The sequence below is a fragment of the Azonexus sp. genome, assembly GCF_041909095.1.
GTDB lineage: Bacteria > Pseudomonadota > Gammaproteobacteria > Burkholderiales > Rhodocyclaceae > Azonexus.
The window spans coordinates 651,832-666,127 of sequence record NZ_JAYREB010000001.1 but is presented as its reverse complement, the minus strand read 5'-3'; the positions used below and the strand labels follow the sequence as shown (position 1 = coordinate 666,127).

General features: G+C 55.1%; 13 protein-coding genes. 8 read left to right on the top strand and 5 right to left on the bottom strand.

The window, feature by feature from the left end:
- The first annotated feature begins 57 nt into the window (after positions 1 to 57).
- Complete coding sequence (locus ACE3OV_RS03165) at positions 58 to 1,335, top strand: tyrosine-type recombinase/integrase (RefSeq protein ID WP_374324941.1); 1,278 nt, start codon at positions 58 to 60, stop codon at positions 1,333 to 1,335.
- Positions 1,336 to 1,389: 54 nt separating this feature from the next.
- On the opposite strand, the gene ACE3OV_RS03160 is transcribed toward ACE3OV_RS03165, so the two are convergent.
- The 5 genes from ACE3OV_RS03160 to ACE3OV_RS03140 all read right to left on the bottom strand — a co-directional run bounded on the left by ACE3OV_RS03160 (position 1,390) and on the right by ACE3OV_RS03140 (position 5,155).
- On the bottom strand, positions 1,390 to 2,526 hold the full coding sequence (locus ACE3OV_RS03160) for a hypothetical protein (protein ID WP_374324940.1): 1,137 nt from the start codon (positions 2,524 to 2,526) through the stop codon (positions 1,390 to 1,392).
- A 79-nt stretch (positions 2,527 to 2,605) separates the two neighbouring features.
- Positions 2,606 to 3,244 (bottom strand): hypothetical protein, encoded by a 639-nt coding sequence (locus ACE3OV_RS03155; RefSeq protein ID WP_374324938.1) that lies wholly within the window; start codon positions 3,242 to 3,244, stop codon positions 2,606 to 2,608.
- An 81-nt stretch (positions 3,245 to 3,325) separates the two neighbouring features.
- On the bottom strand, positions 3,326 to 3,820 hold the full coding sequence (locus ACE3OV_RS03150) for a siphovirus Gp157 family protein (protein WP_374324935.1): 495 nt from the start codon (positions 3,818 to 3,820) through the stop codon (positions 3,326 to 3,328).
- The gene (locus tag ACE3OV_RS03145; RefSeq protein WP_374324933.1) at positions 3,813 to 4,835 is read right to left on the bottom strand and encodes a hypothetical protein; all 1,023 of its coding nucleotides are present in this window, start codon (positions 4,833 to 4,835) and stop codon (positions 3,813 to 3,815) included. Before ACE3OV_RS03145 ends, ACE3OV_RS03150 begins: the two co-directional genes overlap by 8 nt.
- 2 nt (positions 4,836 to 4,837) lie before the next feature.
- Positions 4,838 to 5,155, bottom strand: coding sequence for a hypothetical protein (locus ACE3OV_RS03140; RefSeq protein WP_374324931.1), 318 nt, complete (start codon positions 5,153 to 5,155; stop codon positions 4,838 to 4,840).
- Between the two features lie 447 nt (positions 5,156 to 5,602).
- Here ACE3OV_RS03140 and ACE3OV_RS03135 point away from each other — a divergent pair, with 447 nt between their 5' ends.
- Genes ACE3OV_RS03135 through ACE3OV_RS03105 form a run of 7 tightly spaced genes read left to right on the top strand, consistent with a single transcriptional unit; the run spans position 5,603 to position 14,270 of the window.
- Positions 5,603 to 5,896 (top strand): helix-turn-helix domain-containing protein, encoded by a 294-nt coding sequence (locus ACE3OV_RS03135; RefSeq protein WP_374324928.1) that lies wholly within the window; start codon positions 5,603 to 5,605, stop codon positions 5,894 to 5,896.
- The gene (locus ACE3OV_RS03130; protein ID WP_374324926.1) at positions 5,896 to 6,507 is read left to right on the top strand and encodes a DUF1819 family protein; all 612 of its coding nucleotides are present in this window, start codon (positions 5,896 to 5,898) and stop codon (positions 6,505 to 6,507) included. Before ACE3OV_RS03135 ends, ACE3OV_RS03130 begins: the two co-directional genes overlap by 1 nt.
- Positions 6,504 to 7,160 carry a DUF1788 domain-containing protein gene (locus ACE3OV_RS03125; protein WP_374324924.1) on the top strand — a complete coding sequence of 219 codons (657 nt, stop codon included), beginning with the start codon at positions 6,504 to 6,506 and terminating at the stop codon, positions 7,158 to 7,160. The genes ACE3OV_RS03130 and ACE3OV_RS03125 overlap by 4 nt, the downstream gene beginning before the upstream one ends.
- Before the next feature lie 11 nt (positions 7,161 to 7,171).
- On the top strand, positions 7,172 to 10,735 hold the full coding sequence (gene brxC / locus ACE3OV_RS03120; RefSeq protein WP_374324923.1) for a BREX system P-loop protein BrxC: 3,564 nt from the start codon (positions 7,172 to 7,174) through the stop codon (positions 10,733 to 10,735).
- Positions 10,736 to 10,777: 42 nt separating this feature from the next.
- Positions 10,778 to 12,619, top strand: a complete 1,842-nt coding sequence (gene pglX / locus ACE3OV_RS03115) for a BREX-1 system adenine-specific DNA-methyltransferase PglX (protein ID WP_374324921.1) — start codon at positions 10,778 to 10,780, stop codon at positions 12,617 to 12,619.
- A complete protein-coding gene (locus ACE3OV_RS03110) occupies positions 12,616 to 13,758 on the top strand; it encodes an ATP/GTP-binding protein (protein ID WP_374324919.1) in 1,143 nt (380 codons plus the stop codon). The genes pglX and ACE3OV_RS03110 overlap by 4 nt, the downstream gene beginning before the upstream one ends.
- Positions 13,755 to 14,270, top strand: a complete 516-nt coding sequence (locus tag ACE3OV_RS03105; protein WP_374324918.1) for a hypothetical protein — start codon at positions 13,755 to 13,757, stop codon at positions 14,268 to 14,270. Before ACE3OV_RS03110 ends, ACE3OV_RS03105 begins: the two co-directional genes overlap by 4 nt.
- The last annotated feature ends 26 nt before the right edge of the window (positions 14,271 to 14,296 follow it).

The following is a 14,296-nucleotide window of genomic DNA, read 5'->3' as shown; positions in this document are numbered from 1 at the left end:
CTGTGAACACTAGGGTGCACATCGGCGCAAAATAGGGGTGCACACGGAGAGAGATTCATGGGCAAGCTGACAGATGTACAGATCCGGTCTTGGATCAAGCTGGGGGAGCGCTTCGAGCAGCGCGGGGATGGGGATGGTTTGTACCTCTGTTACCGCGAGAGCTATGCCATCCCTGTCTGGAAATTCCGCTACCGCCTGGCAGGAAAGCAGCGGATCATGAATATTGGCAGCTATGGTCAGCTATCACTGGCGGATGCTCGAAAAACCGCAAAGGAAATGTCGGCGCGTGTCGCCCTTGGGTATGACGTGGCTGGCGAAAAGCAGGACCGCAAGCGTGAGGCCATCGCTAAAATTGAGGCGGAAAAGAACGCTTGGACTGTTGCGAAGCTGGCCGACGAGTATTTCGAGCGAGTCATCTTGGGGCGCTGGAAACACCCCAACATCGTGCGTTCTAGGATCGAGAACGACATCAAGCCGGTCCTCGGTAAGAAAAAAGCGGAAGATGTTCGGCCCCGTGACATTGACGAGATGCTTCAGATCATTATTAAGCGGGGGGCTCCGACCATAGCAAACGATGTTCTCCGGTGGTGCAAACGGATGTTTGACTTCGGGATCAAGCGACATGTCCTTGAGCACAATCCCGCTGCGGCGTTTGACCCATCAGATGCAGGCGGCAAGGAGGTTGCGCGTGACCGTTGGCTGAACCGTGAGGAGATTGCTGCTCTTTTCCAGGCCATGAGAGAAAAAGCAGGCGCTTTCACCATCGAGAACCACTATGCGGTGCGTCTTCTCTTGCTGCTTGCGGTACGAAAAGAAGAGTTGATTGCTGCGCCGTGGCGCGAATTTGATCTGGAGAAAGGGGTTTGGCATTTGCCGGAGGAGCGAACTAAAACGAGCGTGGGAATTGATATTCCTTTACCTCCGCTGGCATTGGAAACCTTGCATGAATTGAAGCGGTTGGCCGGTGGCAGTGCTTATGTATTCCCCGCGCGCAAAATGCAAAATCGGATGATTCCGCACATCGACCTGAACACACTTAACGCCGCTCTTTCCAAGCACATCAAACCGAAACTAAAGGATGTGCCGAACTTCACTATCCACGACTTTCGTCGGACTGCACGGACCCATCTTGCTGCATTGGGTGTTGATCCGTTTGTCGCCGAACGTTGTCTTAATCATAAGCTGAAGGGGGTAGAAGGGATCTATAACCGACATGACTATTTTGATGAGCGGAAGAAGGCCTTAGAAATGTGGGCGCGACTCCTGTCGGCTTTAGAGGATGGTCGCGCTGATTACAATGTTGTGCCTTTGAAGAAAGGGAGTGCTGCCGCCTGAAATGGGGAGGCTTTTGGCGGCAGGTTTTGAGAAAAGGATGTTGTGCTCCGAGGCTTAATCGTAGTGTCGGCTGCTTCTCAACCCTTTGACTGCCACCCCAACCACCTGAGCCACCCATTCAGCCAACTCCCCATAGCTCATGGCCGGCGTCATTATCATGTCCTCCTCGAAGTCGAGGCTGGCCGTGAAATGCGTATCATTGGCCGCTTCCCACCCTTGTTCAGCCAGGGTCTCCTTTAGCTGGCCAAATAGTGGCAACGGCAACGACGTGTCATGCCGAATCATCATTTCCAGTTCCAACCCTTCCGTCCAAACGGACTGACGTATCGTGGCTGTCGTGGTGCCAGGTACAGTTTCCCCGAACAAGGAACGATCTGGCCGAATGCTCATACCCGCTGATTCATACCGCAGCTTGTGCCGATCATCGATAATAAACTGCCAGTTGAAGTCACTCATCAACACTTCCTCGCGTAGCTTCTCCTCCAGCTTGGCTTTCAGCAGGTTCCACGCAATCAAGCGAAGCTCGGGGCAATCCTTGGTCGCCATCGCCATTTTTTCGTAGTACCAGATCGTCACATCGAGGGTGCTCAAAGACTCACCGGCCATCGGTGCGATCCGGCCAAACGTATCGACCAGCACCTTTTCCGAAAGGCGTTTGCCGACCACGCGCTTGGCAAAGTTGATGACCCAGACGTCGGGCTTCAGGGCATCAATGCCGCACCGAATTCTGAGCCATTCCCAGACGGCGATTCCCAGCCCTTTCACTTTTCCCTTGAAGTCGGCTTCAAACGTGGCAGTCTTGATCCAGGCATGAAGGGAGAGCTGGTCGGTCACGCCAATCGACTCGAAGAAATCGAGCAGTCGCCGCAGTAGCTCAATGCGCGTCCAGTGCCGGTTCGACCAAAGGAAAAGTGCGGCTGCCTCATTCCCATCCTTGTCGTTGGGAAACTTTGCAAGCAGAGCTTTCAACCGGTAGTGGTCATTGATACGGTGCTGCTGTTGCACCTGTAGCTGAAAGAAGTTGAGCGCATTGATGACCACTGGCTCCTGAATATGAAAATTCAGTACGGTGTGCATCACGTCTTCAAGGTAGTCAGTTTCCCATTTCGTTGGTCGTATGAACGGCAGCCCCGCAACGGCAATTGCCAGCTTGGTAAATTCATCGTCGGTCAGTTCGATTGGCTTTTTCATTTTTCAGATTCCAGATAAGGAAACGGCCAGCGCGATGGCTGGCCGAGTGGTTCAGGGGTTATTGAGAGGAATTGCTTGGTTAATCGAAAGTGCTTGCTGCTCCAATCGGCCTCGGTATCAAGCACAGGGCATCACACAGCAGCACTTTCATGGCCGCGTTGGCTGACTCGTACCGATGCCAGCCCCGTCGACTGGCATTGAGTGTGATGGTCGCGTTCCATGGCAGCATCGGCAGTGGTGGAATGGCTGGGTCGAGCAGCAACAGCTTTTCTTCCGTTTTGCCTTCCCGTTTGCCAATCCCAACGGCCAGCGCCCAGTGATCCAGGTCGAGTGCCGGGTTCTGGATGCCGACAATGCACAGGCCATCACCGTAAAGTGTCGCCGCCACATCGTTTGCCGGATGCTTGTCGATCACTGTGCAAGACACATGATCCTGATAGGGCGTCAGGAACGATGCCAGCCGGTGCGGTTTGCTGCCTTTAAAGTAGTAAGGCAATGCAGATCGCCAGAAGCTACCCAAGGCGTTTTTTCGATTGGCTTTACTGATACCCAAATCCTTGCGTTGAACCAGCCCCAAGATCATCAGGGCCATCATCATGCAGTGCTGACCACAAGCCCCATCAAGGTCGCTTTGCTGCAAATGTAAGGGGGCATCATCCACCATGGGGCCTTCCAAGGTGGCTTTGAGTCTCTTGTGCCATCGGTAAATGTGGCTCAATTTGATTTCTCCGGACAATAGAAGGCCTCGGCACCCGCGAATGGCACCTTGGCCTTCCGAATTGTTGAGGGATTGATGTTGCTACTTGATGGACAGCCGCCGACCACGCTCAAGGTGAGCGCCGGGAATGATTTCGCCATCGAGCATGGCTTTGCGTACTTCGTTCTTGCGAACGCTGATGATGGTTTCCTCGACTTTGAAGGCGTTGGGAATGGCGTCCTCATCATCGAGTACAGCACGTGGCGGACAGTCACATACTTTGACGACAAACTCAGGCGATGACACTTCCGAAATGCCGGTCGCCAGCAGATTCGACAACAAGTACTGCCGCATCCACTCGACGCGGTTTTCTAGGCTTTTGCGTCTGGCCGTCATGCGTTTTTCAGCAGCACGAACCATGTCGGTTTCCCCCTCGAACTGGAGAATCATGGCGGCAACGTTCCACGCTTTCTCTTCGATTTCACCGGAGGCACCTTCGAGCGTATCGGCAATGACTTCGTCGGGCAGCTCCTGGTCGACCATAGCTTTGGCAATTGCCAGGTATTCGTCGGCCAATTTGTAGAGGGGCTTATTCATCATTGCCTCCCTTGCCGTTGGCAAATGTCTTTTCGGCTTCTGCCCAACTATCGAGGCGCTTCAACAGCGTGTCGTATTGTTTGCCGGAAAGCTCATCAAGCTGAGTGACATTGCCTTTCGTGGTTTTGTACAACCAGGCCAGTACTCGTTTTTCAGTGAAGCCATACCGGGTAATACGTTGGCGCAATGCCGCCAGTTCTTCACGGCTGATGGTTGCATCCGTTGCAGCAGTTGCACTTGTTGCAGAGTTTGCAGTACTAGCTTGCAACGGTGGTGACGGTGCTTCGTCGACTACCGGCTTGTCTTCGATATCCTGTGTGAATACTTCCGATAGTCCGGCAAGTCGGAGGGTGGCGTCGATATGAGCACTTTTCTCGACCATCTTCAGAGACTTGTTCACGTCGCCGTAATCCTGGCTGAGATTTCGCGCACCGACGCCTTCAGCAACAACGCGACCTTGGGCATCCCTCAATTCGCAGCGCATGACGATAGTGCTGATTTCGGATTTGTTGAGTACCGCCTCCTCGTACTGCCGTAACGACGGAAAGTGAGTGGTCATGGCCAACATGCCAGTGATTTTCTCGGCACCCGGCTTGAACAGCGATGGTTTCGACCAGTGATTTGTGTCGCCACAATCCTTGACCCTGCCTTGCTTGGCAAAGGCACAACGATCCTTGCTGACCACATGAATCCGGCCATAGTCGACACCATCCACCAGTGCTGAGCGTAGCCATTCCATCAGCAGTTCCCGATTTTGTTTGCGCCGTTGCAACCCTGCGGAAAACTGTTCGGCAGGTAAATCGAGCGGCGACACCGTGATGGCGCTATGAGCAGTCGAGCGTGGCACAGAGGCCGGTGGTGGTAATTGCTCAATGACCACTGGCACCTGCTCGATGGCAATCGGTGTTTCACTATCATCGGCGAGGCGACGAATGACACGTCGGCCATTGCGACTGGCTTGTTGAGCGGCAGCGGCTTGACCATGGTTTTCACGAAGTTTGTCTGCAATCGCCATGTCTAATACTCCTCCGGAAGTAAAAGCGTTGTCGCTGACCGATCCGCTTCGGTGATGATCCAAAGCTTCTGGCCGGAACCGATTTCATAGCTGGACAGCAAGCGGTAGCCATATCGCAATGCTGCTACATTGGCTTGCACGTCCTCTGGGTCGAGATCGCCCCAATCTCCTTGCCAGTGACGCGCAATGAACTCGAAGGGGGATAGTTCCAGTTCCTGAAGTAAGGCTACTGCGCCGGGAGTGGCATATGTTTTACCGAGCGGGAAAAGTATTTTCTCGGGTCGGCGATTGATAAAGCTGGGATGGCAAATGGCGGCCATGGTAGCTTCTCCTTGTGGTGGAATTAAGCTTCATCACACGGTTCGCACGAACGACCGTCGCCAAACTGAAATTCGTGCGAACCACCAGCAAATGCTGCCCCTGCCGACGAGCGACAAACCGTTGAAGCGAAGGAATGAATCAAAACCAACCGGCGTGACTTGGCCTGAGCGGTATTGCTCATGGTTGCAGTCGGTGAATTGGCTTGTTTCGAGGGGGGGCCGACTGGTCGGCTAGGGGTGGAAAGCGCCTTTGCAAAGGCGTCCAGTGACAGCAATGTGCGTATTCAGCTTAGCGCCAGCGCACTCGAATTGTCAAATTCGTTAGAAAAATCAATCTATTATGTTCGCCATTCTCATCAAATGAGCTAGGGTTGATTCGCACGCCCCCCCGGATTTTCAGACCGGAGTGGCGGATTCTTTCGATCAATCTAAAGAATCGGCGTTTCCATGTTTTGCCCGCCACAGTCATCTGTCATTGATGGCTTGAAAATTTTGCACTATCCTGTCGAAGTTTGCCCTAAATTGGCCATTGCTATGTCTACAAGTCCCAGTGACGGTGAAATCCTCACCATCAAGCAGGTTGCCGACTACCTGAAGGTCACGGAGCGCACGATTTACCGCTTGGCGGGTGCCAAGAAGATCCCCGCTTTTAAGGTTGGAGGTACATGGCGTTTTTCCAAAGCGGACATTGACGCTTGGATCAAGCAGCAGTCGATGGAAGCATTGGGGGGCGATGTTTGATGTCTGAGCGATACCGGCTGTCTTTCACCACCGGAGGGCTTTTCCTGCGTGAGGCATCGACTGTTGTCGCCTGCTATCTTGCGGCAAGAGACTGGAAAAAAGCACGCGACAAAGTCCGCCAAGAAAACTTGCTCCAAGTGCGCACCGCCGCCGCTGCCACGCGCATCAGCAAGGAGGTGACCGCTCGCCTGGAACTGCTGGACGATGCCGAATTAGAAGCCCTTCAGGATCTAGGGCTCCTCGACCAAGCCTACCTGCTGTGGGTGGCTGCATGTCGTCGCTATACCTTCCTCCGGGAATTTGCCACAGAGGTATTGCGCGAACACCATTTGTCCATGCGCCGTGGGCTTTCATTTGGCGATTACGACAACTTCTACAACAGCAAAGCCCTCTGGCACCCCGAGTTGGATGAGATTGCCCCGTCAACTCAGCAAAAGTTGCGTCAAAACTTGTTTCGCATGCTGCGCGAAGCGGACCTTATTTCTGAGCAACACGTCATTCAACCCTCACTTCTGAGTCCGTTTGTTGCAGAGCTATTGGCCAGACATGGCGTTGGAGATTTGATGGTATTCCCTATCTCAGACACAGAAATAGAAAGGTGGCGGATATGAGCCAAAAAATCAGTCAACAGCCGCTGGCAAACCGTTTTGAACACCTCATCAATGTGATCAGTGCCGAACGATTCTTGCAAATGCGAGGGCTGAACAACGATCTCCCTTTTTATATCTGTGAGTTCAAAGCCGCAGAAGCATTGGACATGGAGCGGCTACGACGTCAGCTCAGCAATACCCTCGAAAGCACGCCTGTCAATTGCCTGGGTGGTCGAGGCGTCAAAGTGCTGGACATCAACCTATACGACCTCTGCATCGAGCTGCTTCAGACCCGCGAAGGCAGCACTGACGGCAGCCGGTTGTGGGATGAGATTTTGGTAGTAGAGAACGAAGTCGAAAAAGACGGCCTGTTGGAATTGCTGCAGAACGTGCTGGGCATCGAGGAGTACCTCATCCCAGCCATCGGCGAGCTGCTGCATCAAGCCGAGTTCGATGTACTGTTTCTGTCGGGTATCGGGGAGGTGTTCCCCTACATCCGCTCGCACAACGTGCTCAACAACCTGCAAAGCACTGCGAAGGACAAGCCCACCATCCTCTTCTTTCCCGGTGAGTACCGGCATTCGCTGGAACAGGGAGCATCTTTAGAGTTGTTCGGCTTGCTGCACGACGACAAGTATTACCGCGCATTCAACATTTACGAAATTCAGGCTTGAGGAAGCAGTCGATGGAACTCAATCGCATTTTTCGGCAACCGGTCAATCGCCCCATCGAAGGCGTCATCAAGGCTGACGACGAAACCAGCTTGTACGTTGAACTCAGCGAATACGTCCTGACCGATGAAGTCGCCAAACGGTTGGAGCATTTCCTCGATGCGTACAACGATTACCACGGTGCAAATGGCGTTTGGATATCGGGCTTTTTCGGCTCAGGTAAGTCGCACCTGCTGAAGATGCTGGCGTTGCTGTTGGAAAACCGTGTCATCGACGGTAGCTCCGCGCTCGACATTTTCCTGCCTAAGATTCCGAAGGAAGACGAGTTGCTACGCGCAGCACTCAAAAAAGCTGTCGCCATCCCGTCCAAGAGCATTCTGTTCAACATCGACCAGAAAGCCGACATCATCAGCAAGACCCAGATCGACGCCTTGCTGTCGGTGTTCGTCAAAGTCTTCAACGAGATGTGCGGCTACTTCGGCAAGCAGGGGTACATCGCCCAGTTCGAGCGAGACCTGGACAGTCGAAATCAACTCGAAGCGTTCAAACGGACGTACCAGCAACATGCCAACAAACCATGGGAACGTGGGCGCGAACAGGCTCTGCTGGAGTCAGGCAATATCGCCCGAGCTTATGCCGAAATCACAGGTGAAGATCCCGCCTTGGCCAAGGGCATTCTGGACAAGTACCGTGCTCAGTACAGCGTTTCCATCGAGGACTTCGGCAATCAGGTTAAGGCTTGGCTAGACAAAAAGCCCGCCAATTTCCGGCTCAACTTCTTCGTCGATGAAGTCGGTCAGTACATCGCTGAAAACACCAAGCTGATGACCAACCTGCAGACGGTGGCCGAAAGCTTGGCCACCAAATGCCAAGGTCGTGCCTGGATCATCGTCACCGCGCAGGAAGACATGAACTCCGTGCTCGGGGACATGAGCAAACAGCAGAGCAACGACTTTTCCAAGATCCAGGCCCGCTTTGCCAACCGCCTCAAACTCACCAGCGCCGACGTGGCAGAGGTGATTCAGAAGCGTTTGCTGACCAAAAACGAGATCGGTACCGAGCTGCTGAAGACCACCTACAGCCAGCAATTCAACAACTTCAAGACACTCTTTGAGTTTGCCGACGGCGGGCAGCAGTACACCAACTTCCGCGACGAAGACCACTTCGTCTACTGCTATCCCTTCGTGCCTTACCAATTTCCGTTGTTCCAGACGGCCATCCGTGGAATTTCGATGCATAACGGCTTTGAAGGCAAAGCCAACTCGGTGGGCGAACGCTCCATGCTGGGCGTCTTCCGCGAGGTGGCCATGGCCATCGACAACGAGCCTGTGGGGCAGCTGGCGACGTTTGATCGCATGTTTGAAGGCATTCGCGGTGCACTCAAGAGTGCCATTCAGAGTGCCATCAACAACGCCGAGCGGCACCTGGGCGACGAATACGCAGTTCGTGTCCTCAAGGCCCTGTTCCTAGTAAAGTACGTCAAAGAGTTCAAAGCCACGGTGCGCAACCTGAGTGTGCTGATGCTCGAACGTTTTGGAGAGGATCTGCCTGCCCAGCGCAAAAAGCTGGAAGCTGCACTTAATTTGCTGGAGCAGCAGACCTACATTCAGCGCAACGCCGACGTATATGAATACCTCACCGATGAAGAAAAAGACATCGAGGAGGAGATCAAGAACACCGAGGTTGAAGCCGCTGACATCCTGAAAGAGTTGGAAACGCTGCTGTTCGACGGCGTAATCAAGCAGCGCAAGATTCGGCATAGCAACGGACAGGACTATCCCTACACCCGCAAGATGGACGACCGTGCGCTCAGCCGAGAGCATGAGTTGGCCATCCACATCGTCACCCCGCTGTCGGATAACTTCGACAACATCACCTTGCAACGTATGCAGAGCATGGGGCGGGATGAGCTGCGTGTGGTGCTGCCCGCCGATGCGCGCTTCATGCAAGACCTGACGATGCACAAGCGCACCGAGAAGTACATCCGTCAGAACAGCAATACGCAGCAAGAAGCTGTCAAACGCATCCTCGACGCCAAAGGCTTCCAGAACACCGAGCGTCTGAATGATTTGCAAGTGCGTGCCCGTGCCTTGTTGGGCAAAGCCACCCTGGTTATCAACGCTGCCGATGTGGATGTCAGCAGCGAAGACGGCCAAACGCGCGTGCTCAAGGGCTTTGATCACCTGATCCAGACCACGTACCCCAACCTGCGCATGCTGCGCGATGTGCCCTTCAATGAAGCTGACATTGGCAAGCATCTCCGCATGGTGGAAGACGGTCTGTTGGCCAACGATGCCACCAGCCTCACCGAGCCCGAACAGGAATTATTAGCCTTCATTCAGAGCAACGCACGTAGCGGCGTGCGCACCACGGTCAAGAGCCTGATTGAGCGTTTTGAGCGCAAGAACTACGGTTGGTATTACGCCGCCATTCTGTGCAACCTGGCCTTGCTGTGTGCCCGTAGCAAGGTTGAGGTGCGCCAGGACAGCAATTCGCTGGAGCAGGATGCGCTGGAACGCGGCTTGCGCAACACCAATGCCCACGCCTCCCTGGTGCTTGAACCCCAGGTCGAGTTCAGTGCCTCTCAGGTTCGGACGTTGAAAGAGTTTTTTGCCGATTTCTTCGACAGGCCTGCCAGCAGCAACGAAGCGCGTGCCTTGGCCCGAGAAGCCATCGACGCACTGAAGGACATGGAAATTGAGCTGGTCGAGCTGCATGGCCAAAAAGGCTCGTACCCCTTCCTCAGTGTGCTCGACCCGGTGATTGCCACGCTGAAAGATGTTGCCAGCAAGAACGCCAACTGGTTCCTCACAGATTTGGCTCGTGCAGAGGATGCGCTGCTGGACACCAAGGAAAACATCATCGACCCAGTGCGGCGCTTCATGAGCAGCCCACAAAAGAACATTTACGACCAGGCACGCCTGTTGGTGGCTGAGCAGGAAGACAACTTTGCCTACGTCGCGCAGGCGGAGGTGGAATGTGTCCGCAACCTGCTGACAGACAACAAGCCATGGCAAGGCAACCGGTTGCAGCAGCTTAAACCTCAGGTGGATGCGTTGCAACAAGCCATCGCCAACCAATTGGCCACCGAAAAAGAAGCTGCCGCCAACCGCCTGGCCGAGTTGGAACGAAAGCTTCAGGCCGCTGATGAGTATGGTCGGCTCAGTCCTGTGCATCAATCACTGCTGAGCAAACCCTTTGGTGACGCCACCCAGGCACTACAAGGCCAAAAACGCATCGCCATGATCCGCGACCAGCTGCGGCACTTTGAAGATGAGCGGTTCCCGCAACTGCTGCTGCAACTGGATCAATTGGCAAAGCCTGCAGATGAGCGCCCAGTCTCGAACACTGTAGCTGAGCCTGTTCCGTCTTCGCCCGTGGTCACAACACCGGTCGGCGGTCCTGCCGTAAATTCAAAGCCCAAGCCCACTGAGCCAAAGCTCGTGCCAGCCCGTACCATCAAAGTCAGCTATGCCAAGCCATGGCTCACCAGTGAAGCCGAACTCGATGATTACCTGCAGAAGCAACGCGAAGCTTGGTTAAAGGAAATCCAAGCCGGCAACAGAGTACAAATCTAAAGGGAGAGCCAGGAGTATTTTCGTGGCGTCAGGAAAAAACTAATGGATACCAGCAAACTAAAAAAATTCGCACAATTCGCCCGTCGAACCCTGGGTGAGCAGGTCAGCGCCAAGTTGGCCTTGGTGCTGTCTGAGGGCAGCGCAGCGAGTCGTGAAAGCGCAGTGGCCGTCAAAAAGCTGGAAAACGCCATCAAGAGCCATGGCAAGGAACAGGTCATTGAGCGGGTGGCCTACACCTGGTTCAACCGTTTCTGCGCGCTGCGCTTCATGGATGTGAACCGCTACACGCGGATCGGCATCGTGTCCCCCGCCGAAGGCCAGTTTCAGCCCGAGATCCTGCTCGAAGCCAAGATGGGCCACCTCGACGAGGAAATGGTCCCCGCGAAGACACAGCAGCAGATTACCGATCTGCTGGCGGGCAAAGCCCCCAGTCACGACCCGCAGGGCGAGGCGTACCGCCTGCTGGTGGTGGCCGCGTGTAACGCCTGGCACCAGTCGATGCCCTTCCTGTTCGAGCGCATCGACGACTACACCGAGCTGCTCATGCCCGACGACCTGCTCTCGGGCAATTCCATCCTGGCCTACACCCGCGAGGCCATGACACCGGATGCTTGCAAGGATTCGGCTACTGGGGAGCCCATTGTCGAGGTCATCGGTTGGCTATACCAGTTCTATATCTCCGAGAAGAAGGATGCTGTCTTCGAGGGGCTGAAGAAAAACCAGAAGATCACCCCCGAGAACATTCCTGCCGCGACCCAGCTGTTTACCCCACATTGGATCGTGCGCTACCTGGTAGACAACTCCCTGGGCCGACTGTGGTTGCTCAACCGCCCAAACTCCAGGCTGGCAGAGCAAATGGAGTACTACATCCCGCCCGAGCAAGTCGAAACGGATTTCCTTACGGTCAACAGTCCTGAAGAGATAAAAATCTGCGACCCGGCCTGCGGCTCTGGTCACATGCTCACTTACGCATTCGACCTGCTGTATGCCATCTACGAAGAGGAAGGCTACGACGCCACCGAAATCCCGGAAAAGATCCTGACGCACAACCTCTACGGCATTGAGCTGGACGAGCGCGCGGGTGAGTTGGCAGCCTTCGCACTGACCATGAAGGCACGTGCTCGCCAGCGCCGCTTCTTCAACAAGCGTATCGAGCCCAATATCACTGTGCTGGAGAAGGTGAGCTTCAGCCGTGAAGAGCTGGACGAGTACATGGGCCACCTGGGCCGCGATCTGTTCTCCCATGGCCTGCGCGAAACGCTGTGGCAGTTCAGCGAGGCTGACAACTTCGGCTCGCTGATCGTGCCCAAGGTTGGCAACGTGGCCGATGTGCTGGCCACGCTGGAAGCCAAGGACATGGCCGGCAACCTCTTCCTGGCCGAGACCCACCAGCGCGTGCTCAGTGTACTGCGCATGGCTGAAGCTCTGACCCCGCGTTATGCCGTGGTGGTGGCCAATCCGCCCTACATGGGCGGCAAAGGCATGAACGGACGGCTGAGCACCTGGGCCAAGGAGAACTACCCGAACAGCAAGTCCGACCTGTTCGCGATGTTCATAGAGCGCGGCTTTGATCTGACGCCGAAGTATGGCTACAGCGCGATGGTCACCATGCAGAGCTGGATGTTTCTGTCGTCTTACGAGTCGCTACGGGAACGCATCTTGAGCGAAACATCCATTGAATGCATGGTACACATGGCCAACATGGTCATGGGTATTGCGTTTGGAACGGCAGCGACTGTACTCAAGAAGGGCGGCAGTCCTCAGAGCCGAGGCGCTTACTGTTACGTCGAATACGAGGACATTGGCGAAGGAAACAAGCCTGTTGAGTTTCCCCCAAGAAACGAGCGGAATCTAAAGGCTGCACAGAGGCAGGAGGCTGCATGATCACCAACCTGCAGCTAAAAAACTTTACTGCCTTCACAGAACTGACCATCGACTTCTCTCCGGGTATCAACATCGTTATCGGAGAGAACGGAACCGGCAAGACCCAGCTGCTCAAGGCCATTCTGACACTGAGCGGGCCGGACGCCTGGAGTGAGCAGGCCCATGAAAAGCTGGCGAATAAGTTGTGCCGGATCTATCAGCCCCTCAGCGACAAGGTTGGCGATTTGCGTCGTTCAGGCACTCGGGGTAATGCCGTGCTGGGAGCCTCGTTTGCATCAGGCCAGAAGATTACCGCCAAATTCAGCGGCAACGCCACTGCGGCCAAAGTAACTCCTGGCATTGGTGGAACCCCCGCTGCCGCACTTTTCATCCCAACGAAGGAAGTGCTGTCGCTGGTGCGTGGCCTTACTGCTGATGAATCCCACCAGCCCACCATCGAGCGCATTTTCGATGACGCTTACCTGGACCTGGCTCACCAGCTCATTAGAGAAGGTGCCGATGATTTGGATGCTAAGGTGCAACTCGACCCTCGTTTTGCCAGCATCGTGCCACGGCTCGCCAACCTGATCGGTGGTCGGTACGAGTTACACGGTGGTCGGTTTTGTTTCCAGCCCGGAGCTTACATTGAAAAACTGGGAGCAAGCAGCGCCGCCACCAAGGCAGCCCAAAACTTTCAGGACTCCGTTCAGAAGTTCGTGCCCACCAAGGCTCCTTTACTCTCCAGCGGCATGACGGCAGAGGGTTTCCGCAAGATCGGCGTACTGCAACGCCTGCTCAGCAATGGCAGCCTCAACCCCGGCACCACTGGCCCTCTGCTGTGGGATGAACCTGAATCCAACCTCAACCCCAAGCTGATGAGGGATCTGGTGCAGGCCCTGCTGGAACTCGCCCGCAACGGCCAGCAAGTCATCCTGGCCACGCACGACTACGTGCTGCTCAAGTGGTTTGACCTGCTGATGGACAAGGGCAAGGGTGATCAGCTGCGCTTCCATGTGCTCTCCCGCGATACCGGCACCAGTCAGGTGCGACGAGACAGCATGGACGACTACCGCGCCATTGACCCGAACGCCATTGCCGACACCTTCAACGAGCTGACCAAGGAGCAAGCCGCTCGCAAGATGGGGAGGCTGGGCAAATGAAGCTGCGCGAGCGCGACTTGGAAATCGATTTCACGAATGCGATCGACGCCATTGTTTTCGACCAGATGAAGGCCGACCAACCGGGCTACCACGGTATCGGGCAAATGCATCGCGTCGATTTCGTTGTCGAGCTTGAAGAGGCGATTCTCTTTGTTGAGGTGAAAGACCCGGGCAACCCCAAAGCACAGGCCGAGGGGCTGGCAAAGTTCCATGGCGAACTGCAAGACGGCACGCTGAGCGACACTTTTGCCGCCAAGTTCATCGATACTTTCCTGTATCGCTGGGCAGAGGAATCCCTGCACAAGCCTGTTTACTACATCAGCCTCGTCACGCTAGAAGACAGCGAACTGCTGCCCAACTTCTCGGACGAGATTGCCAGGAAACTGCCCCCCATGGGCAAGTCCGTACCGCGCTGGAAGCGTCAGTTGGTGGAGAACTGTCAGGTGTTCAACATCGAACTGTGGAACGCGAGCTTTCCGAAGTGGCCCGCAGCTCGTGTCGCGCATGCGTAACAAAAAACATTCCCAGGGGAGAGAAG